This window comes from Pseudomonas sp. 05N433, from assembly GCF_056396925.1.
This window is the reverse complement of sequence record NZ_JBFTML010000004.1, coordinates 76,714-100,049: the sequence shown is the minus strand read 5'-3', so window position 1 is coordinate 100,049 and position 23,336 is coordinate 76,714. Positions and strand designations below refer to the sequence as shown.

Annotated in this window: 20 protein-coding genes and 1 pseudogene; 4 read left to right on the top strand and 17 right to left on the bottom strand. The window is 60.6% G+C overall.

All coding sequences use genetic code 11. The features are described from left to right. Positions 1–43 precede the first annotated feature (43 nt). The 5 genes from AC1DIS_RS02600 to ccoG all read right to left on the bottom strand — a co-directional run bounded on the left by AC1DIS_RS02600 (position 44) and on the right by ccoG (position 5,565). Positions 44–727: a sulfite exporter TauE/SafE family protein gene (locus AC1DIS_RS02600; protein ID WP_018925296.1), complete on the bottom strand. Its 684-nt coding sequence runs from the start codon at positions 725–727 to the stop codon at positions 44–46. Beyond that, positions 720–938 carry a cbb3-type cytochrome oxidase assembly protein CcoS gene (gene ccoS, locus AC1DIS_RS02595; RefSeq protein ID WP_007933363.1) on the bottom strand — a complete coding sequence of 73 codons (219 nt, stop codon included), beginning with the start codon at positions 936–938 and terminating at the stop codon, positions 720–722. The genes AC1DIS_RS02600 and ccoS overlap by 8 nt, the downstream gene beginning before the upstream one ends. 22 nt (positions 939–960) lie before the next feature. Continuing rightward, positions 961–3,411 carry a heavy metal translocating P-type ATPase gene (locus AC1DIS_RS02590; RefSeq protein WP_477743782.1) on the bottom strand — a complete coding sequence of 817 codons (2,451 nt, stop codon included), beginning with the start codon at positions 3,409–3,411 and terminating at the stop codon, positions 961–963. A 187-nt stretch (positions 3,412–3,598) separates the two neighbouring features. After that, positions 3,599–4,138 carry a FixH family protein gene (locus tag AC1DIS_RS02585; protein ID WP_018925298.1) on the bottom strand — a complete coding sequence of 180 codons (540 nt, stop codon included), beginning with the start codon at positions 4,136–4,138 and terminating at the stop codon, positions 3,599–3,601. Positions 4,139–4,149: 11 nt separating this feature from the next. Next, entirely contained in the window at positions 4,150–5,565 is a 1,416-nt protein-coding gene (gene ccoG, locus AC1DIS_RS02580) for a cytochrome c oxidase accessory protein CcoG (RefSeq protein WP_007933370.1), read from the bottom strand. Between the two features lie 486 nt (positions 5,566–6,051). Between ccoG and AC1DIS_RS02575 the strand changes: the two genes are divergently transcribed. Beyond that, a complete protein-coding gene (locus AC1DIS_RS02575) occupies positions 6,052–7,056 on the top strand; it encodes a metallophosphoesterase family protein (RefSeq protein ID WP_477743781.1) in 1,005 nt (334 codons plus the stop codon). A 55-nt stretch (positions 7,057–7,111) separates the two neighbouring features. Here the strand turns inward: AC1DIS_RS02575 and ccoP (AC1DIS_RS02570) are convergent, their stop codons facing one another. The 8 genes and pseudogenes from ccoP (AC1DIS_RS02570) to AC1DIS_RS02535 all read right to left on the bottom strand — a co-directional run bounded on the left by ccoP (AC1DIS_RS02570) (position 7,112) and on the right by AC1DIS_RS02535 (position 13,759). Then, a complete protein-coding gene (ccoP, locus tag AC1DIS_RS02570) occupies positions 7,112–8,095 on the bottom strand; it encodes a cytochrome-c oxidase, cbb3-type subunit III (protein WP_018925300.1) in 984 nt (327 codons plus the stop codon). Continuing rightward, complete coding sequence (locus AC1DIS_RS02565; RefSeq protein WP_003175465.1) at positions 8,092–8,277, bottom strand: CcoQ/FixQ family Cbb3-type cytochrome c oxidase assembly chaperone; 186 nt, start codon at positions 8,275–8,277, stop codon at positions 8,092–8,094. The genes ccoP (AC1DIS_RS02570) and AC1DIS_RS02565 overlap by 4 nt, the downstream gene beginning before the upstream one ends. 5 nt (positions 8,278–8,282) lie before the next feature. Then, on the bottom strand, positions 8,283–8,891 hold the full coding sequence (gene ccoO / locus AC1DIS_RS02560; protein WP_477780751.1) for a cytochrome-c oxidase, cbb3-type subunit II: 609 nt from the start codon (positions 8,889–8,891) through the stop codon (positions 8,283–8,285). Continuing rightward, on the bottom strand, positions 8,891–10,333 hold the full coding sequence (gene ccoN / locus AC1DIS_RS02555) for a cytochrome-c oxidase, cbb3-type subunit I (protein WP_477780750.1): 1,443 nt from the start codon (positions 10,331–10,333) through the stop codon (positions 8,891–8,893). The genes ccoO (AC1DIS_RS02560) and ccoN overlap by 1 nt, the downstream gene beginning before the upstream one ends. A gap of 482 nt (positions 10,334–10,815) precedes the next feature. After that, on the bottom strand, positions 10,816–11,769 hold the full coding sequence (ccoP, locus tag AC1DIS_RS02550; protein ID WP_413695647.1) for a cytochrome-c oxidase, cbb3-type subunit III: 954 nt from the start codon (positions 11,767–11,769) through the stop codon (positions 10,816–10,818). Next, the gene (locus tag AC1DIS_RS02545; protein WP_018925303.1) at positions 11,766–11,966 is read right to left on the bottom strand and encodes a cbb3-type cytochrome oxidase subunit 3; all 201 of its coding nucleotides are present in this window, start codon (positions 11,964–11,966) and stop codon (positions 11,766–11,768) included. Before AC1DIS_RS02545 ends, ccoP (AC1DIS_RS02550) begins: the two co-directional genes overlap by 4 nt. A gap of 3 nt (positions 11,967–11,969) precedes the next feature. After that, on the bottom strand, positions 11,970–12,578 hold the full coding sequence (ccoO, locus tag AC1DIS_RS02540; RefSeq protein WP_007942211.1) for a cytochrome-c oxidase, cbb3-type subunit II: 609 nt from the start codon (positions 12,576–12,578) through the stop codon (positions 11,970–11,972). A 10-nt stretch (positions 12,579–12,588) separates the two neighbouring features. Then, positions 12,589–13,759, bottom strand: a pseudogene (locus AC1DIS_RS02535) (cbb3-type cytochrome c oxidase subunit I). Positions 13,760–13,870: 111 nt separating this feature from the next. Here AC1DIS_RS02535 and AC1DIS_RS02530 point away from each other — a divergent pair. After that, entirely contained in the window at positions 13,871–14,545 is a 675-nt protein-coding gene (locus AC1DIS_RS02530; RefSeq protein ID WP_258612443.1) for an alpha/beta family hydrolase, read from the top strand. 99 nt (positions 14,546–14,644) lie between these two features. Here AC1DIS_RS02530 and AC1DIS_RS02525 read toward each other — a convergent pair whose 3' ends face one another. The 3 genes from AC1DIS_RS02525 to acnA all read right to left on the bottom strand — a co-directional run bounded on the left by AC1DIS_RS02525 (position 14,645) and on the right by acnA (position 19,963). Then, positions 14,645–16,210 carry a methyl-accepting chemotaxis protein gene (locus AC1DIS_RS02525; protein ID WP_477743780.1) on the bottom strand — a complete coding sequence of 522 codons (1,566 nt, stop codon included), beginning with the start codon at positions 16,208–16,210 and terminating at the stop codon, positions 14,645–14,647. A 107-nt stretch (positions 16,211–16,317) separates the two neighbouring features. Continuing rightward, positions 16,318–17,109, bottom strand: coding sequence for a CPBP family glutamic-type intramembrane protease (locus AC1DIS_RS02520; RefSeq protein ID WP_477780749.1), 792 nt, complete (start codon positions 17,107–17,109; stop codon positions 16,318–16,320). 112 nt (positions 17,110–17,221) lie between these two features. Continuing rightward, entirely contained in the window at positions 17,222–19,963 is a 2,742-nt protein-coding gene (gene acnA, locus AC1DIS_RS02515) for an aconitate hydratase AcnA (protein WP_018925307.1), read from the bottom strand. A gap of 222 nt (positions 19,964–20,185) precedes the next feature. Between acnA and rlmM the strand changes: the two genes are divergently transcribed. Both rlmM and tusA read left to right on the top strand, forming a co-directional pair. Then, positions 20,186–21,259, top strand: coding sequence for a 23S rRNA (cytidine(2498)-2'-O)-methyltransferase RlmM (gene rlmM / locus AC1DIS_RS02510; RefSeq protein WP_477780748.1), 1,074 nt, complete (start codon positions 20,186–20,188; stop codon positions 21,257–21,259). A 77-nt stretch (positions 21,260–21,336) separates the two neighbouring features. Next, positions 21,337–21,588 carry a sulfurtransferase TusA gene (gene tusA, locus AC1DIS_RS02505; protein ID WP_007907805.1) on the top strand — a complete coding sequence of 84 codons (252 nt, stop codon included), beginning with the start codon at positions 21,337–21,339 and terminating at the stop codon, positions 21,586–21,588. 47 nt (positions 21,589–21,635) lie between these two features. Here tusA and AC1DIS_RS02500 read toward each other — a convergent pair whose 3' ends face one another. Then, on the bottom strand, positions 21,636–23,045 hold the full coding sequence (locus tag AC1DIS_RS02500) for an MATE family efflux transporter (protein ID WP_477743778.1): 1,410 nt from the start codon (positions 23,043–23,045) through the stop codon (positions 21,636–21,638). Between the last annotated feature and the right edge of the window lie 291 nt (positions 23,046–23,336).

Genomic DNA, 23,336 nt, shown 5'->3' with positions numbered 1-23,336 from the left:
TCAACGGTGATTGGCGATAGCGATAGTTTTTGTGGCGAGGGGGCTAATGCCCCATGAGCCAATGCTGATGCGGCCCCGGCAAGGTCCAGATGCCGAACACCATCACCAACAAGCCGCCGGTCATGCGCACGCTGCGTTTACGCAACAACGCCGTGACCCGCTCGGCGGCCAGGCCTGTGGCGAGCAGCACCGGCCAGGTGCCCAACCCGAACGCCAGCATCAGCAACGCACTGTCCAGCGCATTACCCTGACTCGCCGACCACAGCAATGTGCTGTAAACCAGCCCGCACGGCAGCCAGCCCCACAGCGCGCCGAGCAGCAAGGCGCGGGGCAGGTTCGACACTGGCAACAGTGTGTTGGCCACCGGCTGGATATGCCGCCACAGGCCGCGACCGAGGCTTTCGATGCGGGTCAAGCCGCTCCACCAACCGGCCAGGTACAGCCCCATGGCGATCAGCAGCAATCCGGCGAGGATGCGCATGAACATCGCCGCCGGGCTATTGGCCACGGCCCAGCCAGCCAGGCCGATCAGCAGGCCGGCCGCGGCGTAGCTGAGAATCCGCCCCAGGTTGTAGGCCAGCAACAAGCGCAAGCGTCGGCTGCGCTGCTCCTTGGGGATCGCCAGGGTCAACGCGCCCATCAAACCGCCGCACATGCCCAGGCAATGGCCGCCACCGAGCAGGCCGAGGATCAGCGCAGAGACCAGCAGTGGCGCCAACTCAAGCATGGGGTGGCGCCTTGTCGTCGGGTTTGGCCGGATGGCCACTGGCCTCGTCGACCGCTGCCGTGTGCTTCGGGTCCTGGTCGTCGAACAGGATGCTGTGGGCCGGGCCGTCGAGGTCGTCGTACTGACCGCTGTCGACCGCCCAGAAGAAGATGTAGATAGCGATGGCCACGATCAGCAGCGCGGCCGGGATCATCACGTAGAGAGCTGGCATCTGGACTCCATGCCCGCGCGGCTCAGGCCGGCAGCGGGCGGGTTTCTGGCGTGGCGCTGGTGGCTGGCGCGCTCGGCAGGCGAGTCAGGCGCAAAGCATTCAACACCACGGTCAACGAACTGATGGACATGCCGACCGCGGCCCACACCGGAGTGATCCAGCCGAGGGCGGCGAATGGCAACATGAGGCCATTGTACAGCGCTGCCCACAGCAAGTTCTCGATGATGACCCGACGGGTGCGACGGGCCAGGCTGAAGGCTTGCACCAGCGCGTCGAGGCGGTTCGACAGCAACACCGCGTCGGCACTGGTTTTTGCCAGATCGGTGGCCGAGCCCATCGCCACGCTGATGTCGGCGGCGGCCAGCACCGGCACGTCGTTGACCCCGTCACCGAGCATCAACACCTTGCGGCCTTCCTGGTGCAGTTGTTGCAGCACCTGCAATTTATCGTCCGGACGCAAACCGCCACGGGCCTCGTCGATGCCCAGTTCGGCGGCGACGCTGGCGACCATCGGCGAGCTGTCGCCGGACAGCAGCAAGGTGCGCCAGCCGCGAGCCTTGCAGGCCGCCAGCAGAGCGGGGGCGTCGGCGCGCAAACGGTCGTCGAGGACGAACCACGCCAGTGGTCCCTGGCTGTCGCCGAGCAGCAGCCATTGGCCGGGTTCATCGGGCATCATCGGCACTTGAGCACCGCTGAGCTCGCAGACAAAACCCGGTTGGCCAATGCGCAGGCGTTGCGCGCCGACCAAGCCTTCGAGACCCAGGCCCGGCGTGCTGTGGACCTCTTCGGCGGCCAGCGGCGCGCGGCCAAAAGCCCGGGCGATCGGGTGTTCGGAACGGTTTTCCAGGGCGGCGGCGAGGCTCAGGCATTGATCGCTCGCCAGTGCCCCAAGCGGCCGGATCGAACGCAAGGCCAGCCGACCTTCGGTGAGGGTGCCGGTCTTGTCGAAAATCACCGTGTCGATCTGGTTCAGGCCTTCCAGTACATGGCCGCGCGTCAGCAAAAGCCCCAGTTTGTGCAGCGTGCCGGTGGCGGCGGTGAGGGCGGTCGGCGTGGCCAGGGACAAGGCGCACGGGCAGGTCGCAACCAGCATCGCCAGGACAATCCAGAACGCTCGCGATGAATCCAGCTCCCACCAGAGCAGGCCGATGGCGGCCACTGCGATAAGCGTCAGCAGCAAGAACCATTGCGCGGCGCGGTCGGCGATTTCCGCCAGCCGTGGCTTTTCGGCCTGGGCGCGATCCAGCAGGCGGACGATGGCCGACAGGCGCGTGTCCTGACCCAGCGCCAGGACCTCCACGGTCAACGCACCCTCGACGTTCAAGGTGCCAGCGGTGACAGCGTCGCCCAGGGTTCGTGGTTGCGGCAGGTATTCGCCGGTGAGCAGGGATTCGTCAATGCTCGACTGACCGTCGAGGATCTTGCCGTCGGCCGGCAGGATCGCGCCGGGGTGCACCAGCACCTGATCGCCCACGCGCAGCTCGCTGAGCAGAATCCGCTCGCTCTGGCCGTCGGCACTCAGCCGCAGGCAGGAGGCGGGCAACAGATTGACCAGTTGTGCGGTCGCGGCGGCGGTTCGTTCCCGGGCGCGGCGTTCCAGGTAGCGCCCAGCCAGCAGGAACAGCGCAAACATTCCCACCGCATCGAAATACAGCTCGCCGACCCCGGTGATCGAGGTCCAGATCCCGGCGATATAGGCACTGCCAATTGCCAGTGACACCGAGACGTCCATCGTCAGGTGCCGGGTGCGCAGATCGCGCATCGCCCCTTTGAAGAACGGCGCACAGCTGTAGAACACGATCGGCGTGGTGAGAAACAACGCGACCCAACGCAAGATGGTGTGCAGTTCGGGGCTGAGGTCAATGTTGAATTCCGGCCAGGTGGCCATGGTCGCCATCATCGCCTGGAACCACAGCAACCCGGCGACCCCGAGTTGGCGCAGGGCCAGACGGTTTTCGCTGGCCAGTTGTTCGCTGGCACGGTCGGCCTGATAAGGGTGAGCGGCGTAACCGATGTGGCGCAATTCGCTGAGCACCTGGCTCAACGGCAATTGCGCGTCGGCCCAGCGCACGTGCAGGCGATGGTTGGACAGGTTCAGGCGTGCTTCGGCCACCGCCGACAGGCTGCGAAGATGCTTTTCGATCAGCCAGCCGCAGGCGGCGCAGCTGATGCCTTCCATCAACAGGGTGGTTTCGGCGAGTTCGCCTTCGTGACGGACAAAGGGTTGCTGCACGTCGGCGCGATCATACAGCGCCAACTCGTCGACCAACTGCACCGGCAAGGCTTCGGGGTTGGCCGAGGCTTCGCTGCGATGCTGGTAGTAACTTTCCAGCCCACCGGCCACGATGGCCTCGGCCACCGCCTGGCAACCCGGGCAGCAGAATTCGCGGGTATCCCCGAGGACAGCGGCGGTGAAGCGGCTACCGGCCGGGACGGGCAGGGCGCAGTGGTAGCAGGGGGTTGGACTGGTCATGTTTGTTGCCATGAAAACCATTGTGGCAGGCCCAAAGGCCTCTGTGGCGAGGGGGCTTGCCCCCGTTGGACCGCGCAACGGTCCCAAAGACAGTCAGCGCGAACTTCTCGATAGATCGAGTAGACAACTTGCGGCTGCTGCGCAACCGAACGCGGGCAAGCCCGCTCGCCACAGGAGATCGTTGTGACTATTTCTTCAGGTCTTCGGCACCTTGCAACGGCTCATCACCGAGCAGCAGATCCTTGGCATGGCTGACCTGTTCTTCCTCGAACATGCGCCAGGTCTTGTCATCCTGCACACCCAGCAATTCGACGAAGCGGCGGCCTTCGACCTTGTCGCTCAACTGGCCAATGTAGCGGCCCTGTTCAGTTTCACTGCGGGCCAGGGTGATCTTGCGATCCTTCTCCGGCTGGGTCGGCGAAATCAGATTCAGCTCAAGGGTTTTCGGTTGGCTGTTGCCGCTCAGGCGCAGGTCGACTTCGCCGGTCAGCTCATCCAGGTGCACGCTGGCTCGCAGTTGCAGGGTCTGGGCCAGCAGTTCACGGTCCAGGGAGCGGTTGATGCCTTTGCCGGCCTCGTAATAGTTGTCGTTGACCAGGTTGTCCGGGTTGTTCACCGCGATGGTCACCATCGACAGGGTCAAGGTCACCGAGCAGGCCAGGATGGCGATGATGATCCACGGCCAAAGGTGCTTGTACCAGGGACTTGCGGCAGTTGCTGCGGGCATGATCACTTCTCTCAACGAATTTGTGGGCCGATGAATCGGCTCTTGGCTTCAACGTGGACGCTGGCGTCATCGGCATCCTTGAGGATGAACTTCACCTCGTTGGTGCTCGACGGCAGTTGCTCCGGCGAGCTGGACAACTCGACCGGCTGGCTGAAAATTTCCCCGGCGGCGACTTTGATCTCGCGCTTGCCTTGCAGCTTGAGGTCCGGCAGGCCGGTGGCTTCGAGCACGTAGGTGTGGTCGCGCTGGTCCTTGTTCATGATCTTCAGGCTGTAGACGTTTTCGATCCGGCCTTCGGCGTTCTCACGGTACAGTACGCGGTCTTTGCTGACATCGAAACCGACCAGCGAGCGCATGAAGAACGCAGTCACCAGCAACGCGATCATGGTCAGCAACACCAGGGCGTAGCCGATCAGGCGAGGGCGCAGTTTATGGGTTTTTTGCCCCGACAGGTTGTGCTCAGTGGTGTAGCTGATCAGGCCGCGCGGGTAATCCATCTTGTCCATGATGCTGTCGCAGGCGTCGATGCAGGCCGCACAGCCGATGCATTCGATTTGCAGGCCGTCGCGGATGTCGATGCCGGTGGGGCAGACCTGGACGCACATGGTGCAGTCGATGCAATCGCCCAGGCCCTGAGCCTTGTAGTCGATGCCTTTCTTGCGCGGGCCACGGCTTTCGCCACGGCGCGGGTCGTAGGAGACGATCAGCGTGTCCTTGTCGAACATCACGCTCTGGAAGCGTGCATACGGACACATGTAAATGCACACCTGTTCGCGTAGCCAGCCGGCGTTGCCGTAGGTGGCGAGGGTGAAGAAACCGACCCAGAAATACGACCAGCCATCGGCTTCACCGGTGAAGAAGTCGATCACCAGTTCACGAATCGGCGAGAAGTAGCCGACGAAGGTCATGCCGGTCACGAAACCGATCAGCAGCCACATCGTGTGCTTGCTGAATTTGCGCAGGAATTTGTTGGCGCTCATCGGCGCCTTGTCGAGCTTGATGCGYTGGTTGCGGTCGCCTTCGGTGACCTTTTCGCACCACATGAAGATCCAGGTCCAGACGCTTTGCGGGCAGGTGTAGCCGCACCAGACCCGACCGGCATACACGGTAATGAAGAACAGGCCGAAGGCGCTGATGATCAGAATGCCTGAGAGCAGGATGAAATCCTGGGGCCAGAAGGTCGCGCCAAAAATGAAGAACTTACGCTCCGGCAGGTTCCACCAGACGGCCTGATGACCGCCCCAGCTCAGCCACACCGTGCCGAAATACAGCAGAAACAGTGCGGCACCACCCGTCATCCGCAGGTTGCGGAACAGACCGGTGAAGGCGCGGGTGTAGATCTTTTCTCGAGAGGCGTAGAGGTCGACGCTGTTGTTCGCGTTCTTGGCGGGTGGAGTGACGTCGTGTACCGGAATCTGATTGCTCATCATTGCATCCCACGGCAGTGGAAAAATGCCTCGGTCAGTACGTGCCGACCGCGGTCAAAAAGAGGTGTTGCAGTGGCGCAATGATACGCCTGTAGCTCTAACTCAAGGGTGCGACCTTTGGTCACGTTGGTGGAAATCAACTGACAGTGTAATGACTTGAATCAATTGACTTGTGAATTATGGACGGTTTTGAGGGGGCGGCGAGCTCATTCGAGCGCTACGGTGGCATCGACCGGCAAAATCCTGGCATCGAAGGCGGTATGACGTGGCGGCGCTTCAGCCAGGCGCGCATTACGTTTCCCTGTACGGGAGTCCTATGCTGCTGGCGAAAGCATCGACGTCAGTTGTTATAAGCAAGTCGGAAATATATTAACTGAATTGCCCGCTGTTTGATGTTTGCGGTTTTCTATTTTCTGGAATAAGTTGTTCTGGCATGCCGTTGTTATATAACGGCGTGCCTATCTAATATTACGGAAATGGAATTCTATGAACATTGTAAAAGGTGCGAAGTTATTCGCATGCATGTGGATCCTGTCGCTGGCATCTGTCGCACATTCAAATGAAGGTACACCTATTCATATGGTCTTCGCGTCTGATCCGCAGTATCCGTGGACGGATAAAACGGACAGTGAGGAATATGAACCTGACAGCGAGTTTGAACAGCGTGCCAAATGGCTGGTGGAGACCCAGTTCGCGAGTATTGCGGATTTCAGAAGCAAGATGGGCGGTCAGTCGCAGGTGCCATTGATGATCAACGGTGACATGACGGCGTTTGGTCATGGTTGGCAGCGTTCGTATATCAATTCGACGCTGCAGAAGTACTTTAATAAAGACTATCTGTACGGCTTGGGTAATCATGACTATCAGAACAATGTCGATGATTGTTTTACTAATAGTTGTGCGGCGGGCAGTATTGTCGAATATCAAGAGCATCATGCCGGCAAGGTAGATGATTTCGATTTGAAGATTACGGGCTTTTTGTTCAATAAGATGTATTCGGGCAGTCTTGCCTATTCCAAAAATATAGGGGAGGTTCATCTGGTCCAGCTTAATAATGAGCCGACTTACGCAACCAAAATTTCCCATCCCCTGAATCCTACAACTTTTAACATTACCGCTGCGCTGGATTGGCTTGAAAATGATTTACGAGTCGCCCGGGCCCAAGGTTACGCGATCATTATCAACATGCATAAACCCTATGACTGGCAGGGTGACTGGGGTCAGGAAAGTCGTTTCAGGGACATGATCGCAAAATATGAAGTGACGGCCATATTCGCCGGTCATCTTCATGAAAACGGCGGTTCCATGTCCTATAGGGGGAATGTGCCCGTTTTCCTCAGTGGCAGCGCTTCCCAGGAGACCTATCTGATTGCCAGTTTTTCCGCGGATCGCAAGCAACTGCAGGTCGATCTGGTCGAAAACAACCAGTGGCATAACCGCAAGCTTGTAGCGAAAGTGCCGGTGAAATCAATTTTCACCAGTCGCCCATGAAAAAGGCCCCGCCAGATCACTGGCGGGGCCTTTTTTGTTGCATCGAGCGTTTGCCTTACTGGGCGTCTGCCACCGGCGCTTTCTCACCGTGAGAGAGGCTGTAGACGTAAGCGGCCAGCAGGTGAACCTTGTCGTTGCCTTGCAGCTGTTCCTGCGCAGGCATCTGGCCCTGACGGCCGTAACGGATGGTCTGCTGCAGTTGAGCGAAGCTCGAACCGTAGATGAACGCTGCCGGGTGAGTCAGGTTAGGGGCGCCCATGGCCGGGGTGCCTTTGCCTTCCGGACCGTGGCAAGCCACGCAGTTGGCAGCGAACAGCTTCTGGCCGGCAACCGGGTCAGCCTTGGCGCCCTCCGGCAGTTTGCGGCCATCGAGGCTGGTCAGCACGTAAGCGGCAACGTCGCTGACGCCTTGTTCGCCGATCACTTCGGCCCAGGCCGGCATCACGGCGTGACGGCCGCCCATGATGGTGGTCTTGATGGTTGCCGCTTCACCGCCCCAGCGCCAGTCGGCGTCGGTCAGGTTAGGGAAGCCATAAGCGCCTTTGGCGTCGGAACCGTGGCAGACCGAGCAGTTGGAGGCGAACAGGCGGCCACCCATCTTCAGGGCTTGCGGGTCCTTGGCGACTTCTTCGATTGGCATGGAAGCGAACTTGGCGAAGATCGGGCCGAACTTGGCGTCCGACCTGGCCATTTCCTTTTCCCACTCGTGGACGCCGGTCCAGCCGGTCTGGCCGTTGGCGAACGCGGTCTGCTTCTCGTTATCCAGGTAGTTGTAACCTGGCAACAGGCCTTTCCAGTTACCCAGGCCCGGGTACAGGACCAGATAGCCAAGGGCGAAGATGATGGTGCCCACGAACAGCATGAACCACCATTTCGGCAGTGGGTTGTCGTACTCCTCGATCCCGTCGAAGGAGTGGCCGACCGTCTCGTCGGTCTGCTCGGCGCGCTGGCCCTTGCGGGTGGACAGCAGCAGCCAGGTCAGGGCGAAGATGGTGCCGAGACTGAGGACTGTGACGTACAGACTCCAGAACGTAGTCATTCTTTGTTACTCCTAGAAGCTTGCTCGACGTGCTTGATGGCTTCGGGATCATCCGCGAAAGGCAGCAAGGTCGCGTCTTCAAACTCCGACTTGCGCTTGGGGCTGAATACCCACAACGCCAGACCGATGAAGGCCACCATCACAACAACGGTGCCCAGGCCACGAATCATCCCGATATCCATCTAAATCACCGTTTGCTTTTGATGATGGTGCCCAGGCCTTGCAGATAGGCCACCAGCGCGTCCATTTCGGTTTTGCCCTTCACAGCATCCTTGGCGCCGGCGATGTCTTCGTCGGTGTAAGGGACGCCGAGCGTGCGCAAGACTTCCATTTTCTTGGCGGTGTCTTTGCCGTCGAGCTTGTTTTCCACGAGGAACGGGTAAGCCGGCATTTTCGACTCGGGCACCACGTTGCGCGGGTTGTACAAGTGCGCACGCTGCCAGTCATCGGAGTAACGACCGCCGACACGGGCCAGGTCCGGACCGGTACGCTTGGAACCCCACAGGAACGGGTGATCCCAGACGCTTTCACCGGCGACCGAGTAGTGGCCGTAGCGTTCGGTTTCAGCACGGAACGGGCGGATCATCTGCGAGTGGCAGCCGACCCAACCGTTGGCGATGTAGATGTCGCGGCCTTCCAGTTCAAGGGCGGTACGAGGCTTCATGCCCTCGACCGGCTTGTTGGTMACGTCCTGGAAAAACAGSGGRACGATCTGGGTCAGGCCGCCGATGCTGACGGCGATAACCATGAAGAAGGCCAGCAGGCCAATATTCTTCTCGACTGCTTCATGCTTCATCAGTGAGCTCCAACTACAGCAATCTTGGCGGCGGCTTCAGCTTCAGCCGGGTCCGAGGCACGAACGGTACGGAACACGTTGTAGGCCATCAACAGCATGCCGCTGGCAAAGAACGCGCCGCCCAGGGCACGAACGATGAAACCAGGGTGGCTGGCTTGCAGCGCTTCCACGAACGAGTAGGTGAGGGTGCCGTCGTCGTTGATTGCACGCCACATCAGGCCCTGGGYGATGCCGTTGACCCACATCGARGCGATGTACARCACGGTRCCGATGGTMGCGAGCCAGAAGTGCGCGTTGATCAGGCCGRTGCTGTGCATYTGYKCRCGGCCGAASASTTTCGGGATCATGTGGTAGATGGCGCCGATCGAGATCATCGCTACCCAGCCCAAGGCGCCGGCGTGTACGTGGCCGATGGTCCAGTCGGTGTAGTGCGAGAGCGAGTTGACGGTCTTGATGGCCATCATCGGGCCTTCGAAGGTCGACATGCCGTAGAACGCCAGCGACACGACCAGGAAACGCAGGATCGGGTCGGTGCGCAGCTTATGCCAGGCGCCCGACAGGGTCATCATGCCGTTGATCATGCCGCCCCAGCTCRGAGCCAGCAGGATGATCGACATCGCCATGCCCAGGGACTGAGCCCAGTCCGGCAGTGCGGTGTAGTGCAGGTGGTGCGGACCGGCCCAGATGTACAGGGTGATCAGCGCCCAGAAGTGCACGATCGACAGGCGATAGGAGTAGATCGGACGCTCGGCCTGCTTCGGCACGAAGTAGTACATCATCCCCAGGAAACCGGTGGTCAGGAAGAAGCCCACGGCGTTGTGGCCGTACCACCACTGGATCATCGCGTCGGTCGCACCCGCGTAGGCCGAGTAGGACTTGAACAGGCTGACCGGTAGCGACATGTGGTTGACGATGTGCAGCATCGCGGTCACGACGATGAAGGCACCGTAGAACCAGTTACCGACATAGATGTGCTTGGTCTTGCGCTTGACGATGGTGCCGAAGAACACCAGACCGTAGGTGACCCAGACGATGGCCAGCAGAATAGCCAGGGGCCATTCCAGTTCCGCGTATTCCTTGGTGGTGGTGAAACCCATCGGCAAGGTCACGATCGCGCCGACGATCACCGCTTGCCAACCCCAGAAGGTGAAGGCCGCGAGGCTGTCGGAGATCAGTCGCGTTTGGCAGGTTCGCTGCACGACGTAATAAGAAGTGGCAAACAGAGCACAACCACCGAAGGCGAAAATCACCAGGTTGGTGTGCAACGGGCGTAAGCGTCCAAAAGTCGTCCACGGCAGACCGAAGTTCAATTCCGGCCATACGAGCTGTGAGGCGATGAAGACACCAAGCCCCATGCCAAGGATCCCCCAGACCACCGTCATGATGGCGAACTGGCGGACTACCTTATAGTTATAAGCAGTCGGACTGATTGCTGTGCTCATTCTAAGGTTCCACGGTTTGGGTGTTTTATTAGGAGTAAAAATCGGCCGCAAGTATGGAGAAAGCGGGGGGTCATTGCAACGCGCCATGACCTGGGTCAATGCTTTCAAAACCTGATTCTGCGGCCTTTCCATGCGCCGCGTAAGGACAAAATTGCCCTCTGACAAAATGTCGCAGCGGATGAAAAAGGCGAGGGGTTCAAGTCAGATGTAACGGGGTGTGTTCAAACGCAACGATCGAGGGACAGACGGCAATTTGCGCGACAGCCGGTATCTACCAGCCTTTGCGGCCTGTCATCGAACAGAATCGTCGAACACATCGGGTAAAATCGACCTGGAACCGGCTCATGCCAGTCCGCACCGAGGAAGCTTAGACCCGAATCTGGTGAACCGAAAGGAAGGGGAACGGCAGGGTGCGACAATGGGTCGCAAAGAGGCAGGGAACTGCCGCATTCCGCAGAATGCGGCAGCAGAGCGGTCAAAAATTATTCGTTTTTGCCTTGTGCCTGCAAACGCTCGGTGCCGACTCCGTGGGACAAGCTGTACACATAAGCGGCCAGCAATTGCACCTTGTCGTTGCCCAGCAGTTCGTTTTGCGCCGGCATATGGCCCTGGCGGCCATGGCGAATAGTCTGTTGCAGTTGCGCCAGGCTGGTACCGTAGATAAAACCGGCCGGGTGCGTCAGATTCGGCGCGCCCATGGCTTCAGTGCCCTGGCCGTTTGCCCCATGACAGGCTACGCAGGTGGTGCTGAACAGTTGCTGTCCGGCTTGCACGTCGGCACCACTGTCGGCTGGTAGCGGCAGGCCGGCCAATTCGTGACGCACGTACGCGGCGACGTTCTTCACCCCGGTCTCACCCAACACTTCACCCCAGGCCGGCATGGCCGCCATCCGGCCACCCATGATGGTGGTCTTGATGGTCTCGGCACTGCCGCCCCAGCGCCAATCGCTGTCAGCCAGGTTGGGGAAGCCGAATGCGCCCTTGGCGTCCGAGCCGTGACACACCGAGCAGTTGGAGGCGAACAGGCGGCCGCCCATTTTCAGCGCTTGCGGGTCTTTCGCTACTTCTTCCACCGGCATTGCCGCGAATTTGGCGAAGATCGGCCCGAATCTGGCGTCCGCCTTGCTCATCTCCTTTTCCCATTCATGGACACCAGTCCAGCCGTTTTCATAACCGGGCAGGATGCCTTTCCAGTTGCCCAGGCCCGGATAAAGAATCAGGTAGCCGACCGAGAACACCAGGGTGCCGGCGAACAGCATGAACCACCACTGCGGCAGCGGGTTGTCGTACTCCTCGATGCCGTCGAAGCTGTGGCCCATGGTCTGGTCGACGCTGCCCTTGGTTTCGCCGCGGCGGGTGCCGATCAGCAGCCAGGTCAGGCCGATCAGGCTGCCGATGGTCAGTACGCAGATCCACGCACTCCAGAAGGTGGTCATGGCCKGGCGCTCCTTGTTGTTGCAGATTCTTGGGTAGTTTCGGGTTGCGGCTCGTCAGCGAACGGCAGCAGGCGCGCTTCGGCGAATTGCGGATTGCGCTTGCTGTTGAACACCCACAGTGTCAGGCCGACGAAGGCCACGAACACCACGACTGTGCCGAGGCCGCGGATCAGGCCTGTGCTCATATCAATGACCATGACTCACCTCTTGCTCTTGATGGCAGTGCCGAGCACTTGCAGGTAGGCAACCAGCGCGTCCATCTCGGTCTTGCCCTTGAGCGAAGCGACTGAGCCTGCGATGTCTTCGTCGGTGTACGGCACGCCGAGGGTGCGCATGGCGCGGATCTTGGTTTCGGTGTGGCTGCTGTCGAGCGGGTTGGCCACCAGCCATGGATACGCCGGCATCTTCGATTCCGGCACCACGTTGCGCGGGTTGTACAAGTGCGCGCGGTGCCAGTCTTCGGAGTAGCGCCCGCCGACTCGCGCCAAGTCCGGCCCGGTGCGCTTGGAGCCCCAGAGGAACGGGTGATCCCACACGCTTTCCCCGGCCACCGAGTAATGGCCGTAGCGTTCGGTTTCGGCGCGGAACGGGCGGATCATCTGCGAGTGGCAACCGACGCAGCCTTCGCGGATGTAAATGTCGCGACCTTCCAGTTGCAGCGCGGTGTAGGGCTTCATGCCTTCCACCGGTTTGTTGGTCACGTCCTGGAAGAACAGCGGGACGATCTGGGTCAGGCCGCCGATGCTCACGGCGAACACCATCAGCAACATCAGCAGGCCGACGTTTTTCTCGATTGTTTCGTGTTTCATGACGGACTCCTCAGGCGATCTGCGCGGCAGCGACGGCTTCGGCAGGCTGCGAGGCCCGCACGGTGCGCCAGGTGTTGTAAGCCATCAGCAGCATGCCGCTGAGGAAGATCGCGCCGCCGACCAGTCGCACGATGAAGCCAGGATGGCTGGCCACCAGGGTTTCGACGAAGGAGTAGGTCAGCGTGTTTCGTCTTGATCGCCATCATCGGCCCTTCGAAGGTCGACATGCCGTAGAACGCCAGGGACACCACGAGGAAGCGCAGGATCGGGTCGCTGCGCAACTTATGCCAGGCACCCGACAGGGTCATCATGCCGTTGATCATCCCGCCCCAGCTCGGCGCCAGCAGGATCAGCGACATCACCATGCCCAACGACTGTGCCCAGTCTGGCAGCGCGGTGTAGTGCAAGTGGTGGGGACCGGCCCAGATGTACAGGGTGATCAGCGCCCAGAAGTGCACGATCGACAAGCGATAGGAATACACCGGGCGTTCGGCCTGTTTCGGCACGAAGTAGTACATCATCCCGAGGAAACCGGCGGTGAGGAAAAAGCCTACGGCGTTGTGGCCGTACCACCACTGCACCATGGCATCGGTCGCACCGGAGTACAGCGAGTAGGACTTGGTCAGACTCACCGGCAATTCCAGGTTGTTGACGATGTGCAGGATTGCCACGGTGATGATGAATCCACCGAAGAACCAGTTACCGACATAGATGTGCTTGGTCTTGCGTTGCATGATCGTGCCGAAGAACACGATGGCGTAAGCCACCCAGACGATGGTGATCAGGATGTCGATCGGCCATTCCAGTTCGGCGTATTCCTTGGAGCTGGTGTAACCCAGCGGCAGGCTGATCGCCGCCAACAGGATCACCAGTTGCCAGCCCCAGAAGCAGAACGCGGCGATTTTCGGCGCAAACAATCGAGTCTGGCAGGTACGCTGTACCGAGTAGAACGAACTGGCGAACAACGCACAGCCGCCGAAGGCGAAGATCACCGCGTTGGTGTGCAGCGGGCGCAACCGGCCGAAACTGGTCCATGGCAGATTGAAGTTGAGTTCGGGCCAGACCAACTGGGCGGCGAGAAAAACCCCGAGCCCCATGCCGACGATGCCCCACACCACCGTCATAATGGCGAATTGGCGGACCACCTTGTAGTTGTAGGCGGTACTGATAGAAGTGTTCATGGTTCCCCATCCACGGTTCAGCCGAAGTGAGGGCCCGTCTTTGCGAGTAAACCGCGCAAGGCAGACGCTCCCTTCGCCTGGAGTTATAGGCAGACTAAAAGCGAGGCAAGCATGGACAAACAGCACAAGGCCAGTATTGACGGGGATCAATGGGCGCAGTGCGTGCGGGATCACGGATGGTTGTGGAATGCCGCCTCGGTGCCGGCCTCGGCGACACTGATTCTCGCCCATGGCGCCGGTGCGCCGATGGACAGCGGCTGGATGAGCGACATGGCTGCGCGCCTTGCCACGCAAGGCGTCAACGTGCTGCGCTTCGAGTTTCCGTACATGGCCCAACGGCGAGTGGACGGCGGCAAGCGCCCACCGAACCCGGCGCCGAAACTGCTGGAGTGCTGGCGCGAGGTGTACGCCGTGGTGCGACGCCATGTCACTGGGCGTCTGGCCATTGGCGGCAAGTCCATGGGCGGGCGGATGGCCAGTCTTTTGGCCGATGAGCTGGAAGCGGATGCGCTGGTGTGCCTCGGTTATCCGTTTTATGCCGTCGGCAAACCGGAGAAACCTCGGGTTGAGCATTTGGCTGCGCTAAAGACACGGACGTTGATTGTGCAGGGTGAGCGCGATGCGCTGGGCAATCGTGAGGCCGTTGAGGCTTATACGTTGGCGCCGGGTATCGAGGTGTTCTGGCTTGAGGCGGCGGATCATGATTTGAAGCCGTTGAAGGCTTCAGGGTTTACGCATGAGCAGCATTTGGACGCGACAGCGAAGAAGGTCGCCGGATTTTTGTGAGAAGCAAGATCAAAAGATCGCAGCCTTCGGCAGCTCCTACGGGGTGTACGCCGTTCAAATGTAGGAGCCGGCGCAGCCTGCGATCTTTTGACTTTGTTGTCAGCGGTTAAACCGCTCCACCAACGAATACTGGGTATTCGCCGTCTTGGTCAGTTCTTCACTCAGTAGCGCCGAGTTCTGTGCCTGTTCCGAGGTCTGATCAGCCAGTTGCGAGATGTTGCTGATGTTGCGGCTGATTTCTTCGGCCACCGAACTTTGCTCTTCGGTCGCGGCAGCGATTTGGGTGGTCATGTCGGTGATGTGGGCTACCGCTTCGCTGATGCCCACCAGCGCCTGATCCGCTTCCAATACCCGCGCCACACCTTCTTCAGCCTGGCGATGGCCGGCCTCCATGGTTTGCACCGCCGTGCTGGCGGTTTGTTGCAGCTTGGCGATCAGGGCGTGGATCTGCCCGGTGGATTCGCTGGTGCGCTGCGCCAATTGGCGCACTTCGTCGGCCACCACCGCAAAACCACGGCCCATCTCACCAGCACGGGCGGCTTCGATCGCAGCGTTCAAGGCGAGCAGGTTGGTCTGGTCGGCAATGCCTTTGATCACATCGACCACGCCACCGATTTCGTCGCTGTCCTTGGCCAGTTGAGTGACCGTCAGACCGGTTTCACCGACCACCACCGACAGGCGTTGAATGGCTTCGCGGGTTTCACCTGCGATGTCGCGACCGCGACCGGTCAGGCGATTGGCTTCCTGAGTGGCGTCGGCGGTGCGCTGCACGTGACTGGCGACTTCCTGAGTGGTAGCGGCCATCTGATTGACGGCGGTCGCCACTTGCTCGGTTTCGACGCGCTGACGTTCCAGGCCGGTGGAGCTGTTATGGGCCAGCGTGTCGGACTGTTTCGCTTGTTCGTTCAGATGCTCGGCGGTGTCTTGCAGGCGCGTCAGGCAGGTTTTCAGGCGAGCTTCCTGGCTGAGAATGGACATTTCCAAGCGTGCCTGGGCACCGCGGCTGTCGGTGTACATCTGCGCGATCAGCGGGTCGGACGTGGTCTGTTCGGCCAGGCGCAGCAAGCGCTTGATGCCGCGCTGTTGCCAGCTCAAGCCCATCAAGCCCAACGGCACCGAAAGACCGGCGGCGAGGGCGAAGCCCCATTGCGACGTCAGGGTGGCGCCGATCATGAAGCTCAACTGGCTGACCAGAATGAACGGCAGCCAGTCCTGAAGCACCGGCAACCACTTATCCCTTTGAGGAACGGCTGACTTGCCCTGATTGATGCGTTGGTAGAGCGCTTCGGCACGGCGGATCTGCTCGGCGGTGGGCTTGACCCGCACCGACTCGTAACCGATCACCTGATTGCCTTCGAACACCGGTGTGACATAGGCGTTAACCCAGTAGTGGTCACCGGTCTTGCAGCGATTCTTGACAATGCCCATCCATGGCAAGCCTTGTTTCAGTGTGCCCCACATGTGCGCGAACACCGCAGACGGGACGTCGGGATGACGAACCAGGTTATGCGGCGCACGGATCAGTTCTTCACGCGAAAACCCGCTGATTTCGACGAAAGCATCGTTGCAGTAGGTGATCATGCCCTTGGCATCGGTGGTGGAAATCAACCGTTGCTGCGCCGGGAAGGTCCGTTCGCGTTGTGTAATGGACTGGTTGTTACGCATGGCTTTTTCAATCCGCAAGGCTTTGATGGTGTATCGGCATCGTTGGGCATTTATTGAAGTTTTTTTTCAATAAATCAGTAACGCGTCGCAAAACGACCGCTGCGTCATCATCCCGCGAGCATCGGATACGTGAACAAGCCGAAATGCAGCAGATTCAAACCAAACTGGGTGGCGATGGCCGCACCCAGCCCACCGAAGCGGTAGGCCAGGCCATAGCCGACACCGGCCAGGCTGGCCAGCAACACCCATTGCCAGCCAGCGCCCAGATGAACGAGGCCAAATAGCAATGATGCGAGCACCAGCGCGAGGCTTTCACCATAAGGCAGGTGTTTAAACTGCCGGCTCAGACCGCCCTGGATGTAGCCGCGAAACAGCGCTTCTTCCACCAGCGTCACCAGCAACAGATTGTTCAGCATCCACAGCCAGGCCTGATCCGGCCATTTCGGTGCCCAACTGATCACCCCCAGCAATAGCGCACCACCCAGAGCCAGTACGGCACTCACGGTCAGGGCGAGGGCGGTGGCATACACCGACAGGCGCAGGGAGCGCCGGCCGACAATCCATGGGCAGACCAGTAACAGCCAGAAGCCGATCAGGGGTTTGTCCTGATTCAGGTACATGGCGAACCGCACGGCATCGTCGGTGAAACGCAGGGGATCGATAGCGCGACCGTTGTAGAAACCGGGAAGCCAGTGTGTCGCCAGCGCCACCGCCAAGACGATGAACAAGCCGTGGCCGAGGTAGCGGCCGAGGGGGATCTGTTGTTGGCGAACGGCGAAACCGGCGATCAGCAGTAACCCGAAAGAAATGGCAGCCAGCCAGCCGAGATGGCCGTAGATCAAAGCCAGGCTGTAGCCGAGCGAGAGAAGTGCCAGATAGATCCATGGCAGAGCGATCATTTGAAGTCCTTGAGGGCGGAGGTGCCTGTTTTCTTGGGGCGCGCAATTATAGAGACATACACCGCCCAAACAAAAACACCGCCCGAAGGCGGTGTCGTTGTCGGCGGAGGCGTTACGAGGCAATCAACTGCCGCAACACGTAATGCAAAATCCCTCCGGCCTTGAAGTACTCCACTTCGTTCAGGGTATCGATCCGGCACAATACCTCGACCTTCTCCTGGCTGCCGTCTTCACGGGTGATGACCAGCGTCAGGTTCATCCGCGGAGTCAGTTCGACGCCCGTCAGGCCAAGAATGTCCAGGGTTTCCTTGCCAGTGAGGTTCAGGCTCTTGCGGTTCTGATCCAGCTTGAACTGCAGCGGCAACACGCCCATGCCCACCAGATTTGAACGGTGAATCCGCTCGAAGCTTTCTGCGATGACGGCTTTGACCCCCAGCAGGTTGGTGCCCTTGGCCGCCCAGTCACGGCTCGATCCAGTGCCGTATTCTTGCCCGGCGATCACCACCAGCGGCGTGCCCGATGCCTGGTAACGCATGGCCGCGTCGTAGATCGGCAGTTTTTCCCCGGTCGGAATGTAAATCGTGTTGCCGCCTTCTTCACCACCGAGCATTTCGTTGCGAATGCGGATGTTGGCGAAGGTGCCGCGCATCATCACTTCGTGGTTACCGCGACGCGAGCCGTAGGAGTTGAAGTCCCGTGGTTCCACCCCTTGTTCGCGCAGGTAACGGCCGGCAGGGCTGTCGGTCTTGATGTTGCCGGCGGGGGAGATGTGGTCGGTGGTTACCGAATCGCCGAGCAGCGCGAGGACTTTCGCCCCTTCGACATCCTTGACCACTGGCGCAGGGCCGCCAATGTCATCGAAGAAGGGCGGGTGCTGGATATACGTCGAATCGTTGTTCCAGACATAAGTCGCTGCCTGCGGCACTTCGATGGCTTGCCACTGCTCGTCGCCGGCGAACACTTCGGCGTACTCCTTGTGGAACATTGCGGTGTTCACCTGAGTTACCGCGTCGGCGATTTCCTTGGTGCTCGGCCAGATGTCTCGCAGGTAAACCGGGTGGCCGTCCTTGTCGTTTCCCAAGGGCTCGCTGCTGATGTCGATGCGCACCGTGCCGGCCAGCGCGTAGGCGACGACCAGGGGCGGGGAGGCCAGCCAGTTGGTTTTCACCAGCGGATGCACGCGGCCTTCGAAGTTGCGGTTGCCCGACAGCACCGAGGCGACGGTCAGGTCGGCTTTCTGGATGGCTTTTTCAATCGGCTCCGGCAACGGCCCGGAGTTGCCGATGCAGGTGGTGCAGCCATAACCGACCAGGGCAAAACCGAGTTGGTCGAGGTATTGGGTCAGACCGGCTGCCTTGTAATAGTCGGTGACCACTTTCGAACCGGGGGCCAGGGAACTCTTGACCCAGGGTTTGCGCTTGAGGCCTTTTTCCACGGCTTTTTTCGCCACCAGTCCGGCTGCCATCATCACACTGGGATTGGAGGTGTTGGTGCAGGAGGTGATCGCGGCAATCACCACCGCACCGTTTTTCAGCCGATGCGTATGGCCTTCGTGGGCGTAGTCCGCTTCACCGATCAGATCGGCGTTGCCTACCGCGACGCCACCGCCGCCCTCACTTTCGAGGCGACCTTCTTCCTTGCTGGTCGGTTTGATTTGCAGGCCGAGAAAGTCAGTGAACGCTTGCGCCACATTCGGCAACGAGACGCGGTCTTGTGGGCGTTTCGGTCCGGCGAGGCTGGCCTCGACGCTGCCCATGTCCAGGGCCAGGCTGTCGGTGAACACCGGCTCCTTGCCGGGCAGGCGCCACAGGCCCTGGGTCTTGCTGTAGGCCTCCACCAGTTTCACGGTTTCCGAGGTACGGCCGGACAGGCGCAGGTACTCCAGGGTCACCTCGTCCACCGGGAAGAAGCCGCAGGTGGCGCCGTATTCCGGAGCCATGTTCGCAATGGTCGCGCGGTCGGCCAGCGGCAGGTCGGCGAGGCCGTCGCCGTAGAACTCGACGAATTTGCCGACCACGCCTTTCTTGCGCAGCATCTGGGTGACGGTCAGCACCAGGTCGGTGGCGGTGATGCCTTCCTTGAGCTTGCCAGTGAGTTTGAAGCCGATCACTTCCGGAATCAGCATCGACACCGGTTGGCCCAGCATCGCCGCTTCCGCTTCGATCCCGCCGACGCCCCAGCCGAGTACGCCGAGGCCGTTGATCATGGTGGTGTGGGAGTCAGTGCCGACCAGGGTGTCGGGGAAAGCATAGGTGCGGCCGTCCTCATCCTTGGTCCAGACCGTGCGTCCTAGGTATTCAAGGTTGACCTGGTGACAGATACCGGTGCCCGGCGGCACCACGCTGAAGTTGGCGAAGGCGCTCTGACCCCAGCGCAGGAAGGCGTACCGCTCGTGGTTGCGCTGCATTTCGATGTCGACGTTCTGTTCGAAGGCGCTTGAGCTGGCGAACTTGTCGACCATCACCGAGTGGTCGATCACCAGGTCCACCGGCGACAGCGGATTGATGCGCTGTGGGTCGCCACCGGCCTTGGCCATGGCGGCGCGCATGGCGGCCAGGTCGACCACGGCCGGGACGCCGGTAAAGTCCTGCATCAATACCCGCGCGGGGCGGTATTGGATTTCGCGGTCGGAGCGACGCTCCTTGAGCCAGGCGGCAATCGCCTTGAGGTCGGCGCCGGTGACGGTTTTCTCGTCCTCCCAGCGCAGCAGGTTTTCCAGCAGCACTTTCAACGACATGGGCAGCTTGTCGAGGTCACCCAGGCTCTTGGCGGCTTCGCGCAGGCTGAAATAGTGGTAGGTCTTGTCGTCGACTTGTAAGGTTTTAAGGGTTTTCAGGCTATCGAGGGACGGCATTGAAATGACTCCTTTAAGTCCGCACGGCTACGGACGGAGGGAAGGGCAGAGGTTTAAACCTAGTCCTGTTTGGTGCTTAAGGCTAATAACTGGACCCTAAGGGCAAGTCCAAGGTTCCGAACTCGGCTATCATGCGCCGGTTTTCGTGACAGGCTTTGCTTCAACGCAAGCCTGGGCATCGCGCAGTGGCGCAATTTTTCCGCCAACTGCCCAGGAGTAAGAATGAACACCCTCTTTATGCATTGCCGACCGGGCTTCGAAGGCGAAGTCTGTTCCGAGATTTCCGAACATGCCGCGCGGCTGAACGTGGCCGGTTATGCCAAGGCCAAAACCGCCAGCGCCTATGCCGAATTCATCTGCACCGAAGAAGACGGCGCCGAACGCCTGATGCGTGGCCAGCGTTTCGCCGACCTGATCTTCCCGCGCCAGTGGGCCCGTGGGATCTTTATTGATCTGCCGGAAACCGACCGCATCAGCGTGATCCTCGCCCACATGGCGGACTTCCCGCTGTGCGGCAGACTGTGGCTGGAAATGGTCGACACCAACGATGGCAAAGAGCTGTCGAACTTCTGCAAGAAGTTTGAAGTGCACCTGCGCAAGGCGTTGATGGCGGCCGGCAAACTGGTGGAAGACCCCAACAAGCCGCGCCTGCTGCTGACCTTCAAGAGCGGCCGCGAAGTGTTCATGGGGCTGGCGGAGTCGAACAACTCGGCGATGTGGCCGATGGGCATTCCGCGCCTGAAGTTCCCCCGTGAAGCGCCGAGCCGTTCGACGTTGAAGCTGGAAGAGGCGTGGCATCACTTCATTCCCCGCGACCAGTGGGATGAGCGTCTGCACAGCGACATGACCGGTGTCGACCTCGGCGCCGCCCCTGGCGGCTGGACCTGGCAACTGGTCAACCGCGGCATGCTGGTGACCGCCATCGACAACGGCCCGATGGCCGAAAGCCTGATGGATACCGGTCTGGTGCAGCACTTGATGGCCGACGGTTTCACCTTCAAGCCCAAACAGCCGGTGGACTGGATGGTCTGCGACATCGTCGAGAAGCCGGCGCGTAACGCGGCGATGCTGGAAGAATGGATTGGCGAGGGGCATTGCCGGGAAGCGGTGGTCAACCTCAAGCTGCCGATGAAACAGCGTTATGCCGAAGTGAAGCGCTTGCTGGAGCGTATTGCCGAGGGGTTCAAGGCGCGGGGCATTCGGGTTGAAATCGGCTGCAAGCAGCTGTATCACGACCGTGAAGAAGTGACCTGCCATTTGCGCCGGCTTGACGTGAAAAAACCGAAATCCCGCTGATTCATACGGTCCCGCTCCCATAGGTGACCGAACACCCGGCAATGCGCGACAATGCCGGCAAGTTTCAGGAGTAAACCATGAGTGAAATGATCGATACGCCGGTTGACGGCACCCTCGATGCCACCGGCCTCAATTGCCCGGAACCGGTGATGATGCTGCACCAGCACATCCGTGACCTGGTGCCTGGCGGCCTGCTGAAGGTGATCGCCACTGACCCGTCGACCCGTCGCGACATTCCCAAGTTCTGCGTGTTCCTCGACCACGAGTTGGTGGCGCAGCACGAAGAGGCAGGCACCTACCTGTACTGGATCCGCAAGAAGCTCGCTTAACGGGCACAAAAAAGGCCTGCATGTGCAGGCCCTTTTTTTGCGCTCGCTTAACCGGCCGAACGGCTGGTGCGGATCCGCTTGCGTGCGCTGCGCGCCAGGCGGATCGACAGCATCAGCGCCGCGCAACTCAAACCGACGATCAAACCCTGCCACAGCCCGCTCGGGCCGCTCGGCGCGCCGAACCAATCGGTCAGGCCCAAGGCGTAACCCACCGGCAAACCGATGCCCCAATAAGCGAACAGCGTCAGGATCATCGTCACTCGCGTGTCTTGATAGCCGCGCAGTGCACCGGCCGCCGTCACCTGGATCGCATCGGAAAACTGGAACAGCGCCGAGTACACAATCAGCATCGCGGCCACGTGAATCACCGTCGGGTCGGCGGTGTAGATCGCGGCGATGGGTTCACGCAGCAACAGCATCATGCTTGCGGAAATACACGCATAAGCCAGTGCCGTGCCCATGCCGACTCCGGCGGCGAAGCGTGCTTCGCGTGGTTCTTCGCGGCCCAGTGCCTGGCCGACCCGCACGGTCACGGCCATGCCCAGGGAGTAGGGGATCATGAACACCAGTGAGCTGAAATTCAGGGCGATCTGGTGCCCGGCGACCACAGTGGCGCCGAGGCTGCCGATCAGCAGGGCGATCACCGCAAAGATGCTCGACTCGGCGAAAACGGCGATGCCGATCGGCAGGCCGATGCCCAGCAAGCGTTTGATCACCGCCCACTGGGGCCAGTCGAGTCGGCTGAACAACTGGCTCGACTGATAGGCCGGCGCCCACCGTTCCCAGCCGGCCATCCCCAGCGCCATCACCCACATCACGATTGCCGTGGCCCAGCCGCAGCCGACACCGCCCATCGCCGGCACACCAAAGTGGCCATAGATGAAAATGTAATTGAGCGGAATATTCAGCGCGAGCCCGCACAAACCAAGGACCATGGCCGGACGCGTGCGACCCAGGCCATCACTGAAACAGCGCAATACGTGATAGAACGCGACGGCGGGCAGGCCGCTGGCGATGCCGTGCAGGTACTGCATGCACGGGCCGATCAGCTCGGGATCGACCTTCATGAAATGCAGGATCGGTTCGGCGCTGAACAGTAGGCCGGTCGCCATCAAACCCACCACCAGCGCCAACCACAAGGCCTGACGCACGATCGGGCCAATCTCGCTGTGAGTGCCGGCACCGAAGCGCTGAGCGACTTTCGGGGTGGTGGCCAGCAGCGTACCGGTCATCAACAGAAACACCGGCACCCAGATCGAGTTGCCCAGCGCGACGGCCGCAAGATCGCGAGGCCCGACCCGTCCCGCCATCACCGCATCGACGAAGCCCATGGCGGTGGTCGCCAGTTGCGCGATCATGATCGGCAACGCCAGGCCGAGCAGGTTTTTCAGCTCCAGGCGAACCCGGGCCGGGCGGTTGAGGGAAATAGCGGCGGTGGGGTCAGTCACGGAATTCAAGGCGAAACGTCCAAAGGATTTTGATGCGCGAGGCGGCGCATTCTACGCCTTGACGCAATGGTCAGGAAAAATCCTGTGTTGCGGATTTGTAATCGGTTTTACAGGCATCCCCCACTCCCTGTGGCGAGGGAGCTTGCTCCCGCTGGGCTGCGCAGCAGCCCCAAAAGCAGCTGTCCAGTTCCTTCAGACACACCGCGGCATCAGTCTTTGCGACTGCTTTGCAGCCGGACGGGAGCAAGCTCCCTCGCCACAGGGGGGCGACTAAGGTGCTTAATACCTGCTGGCCCATCA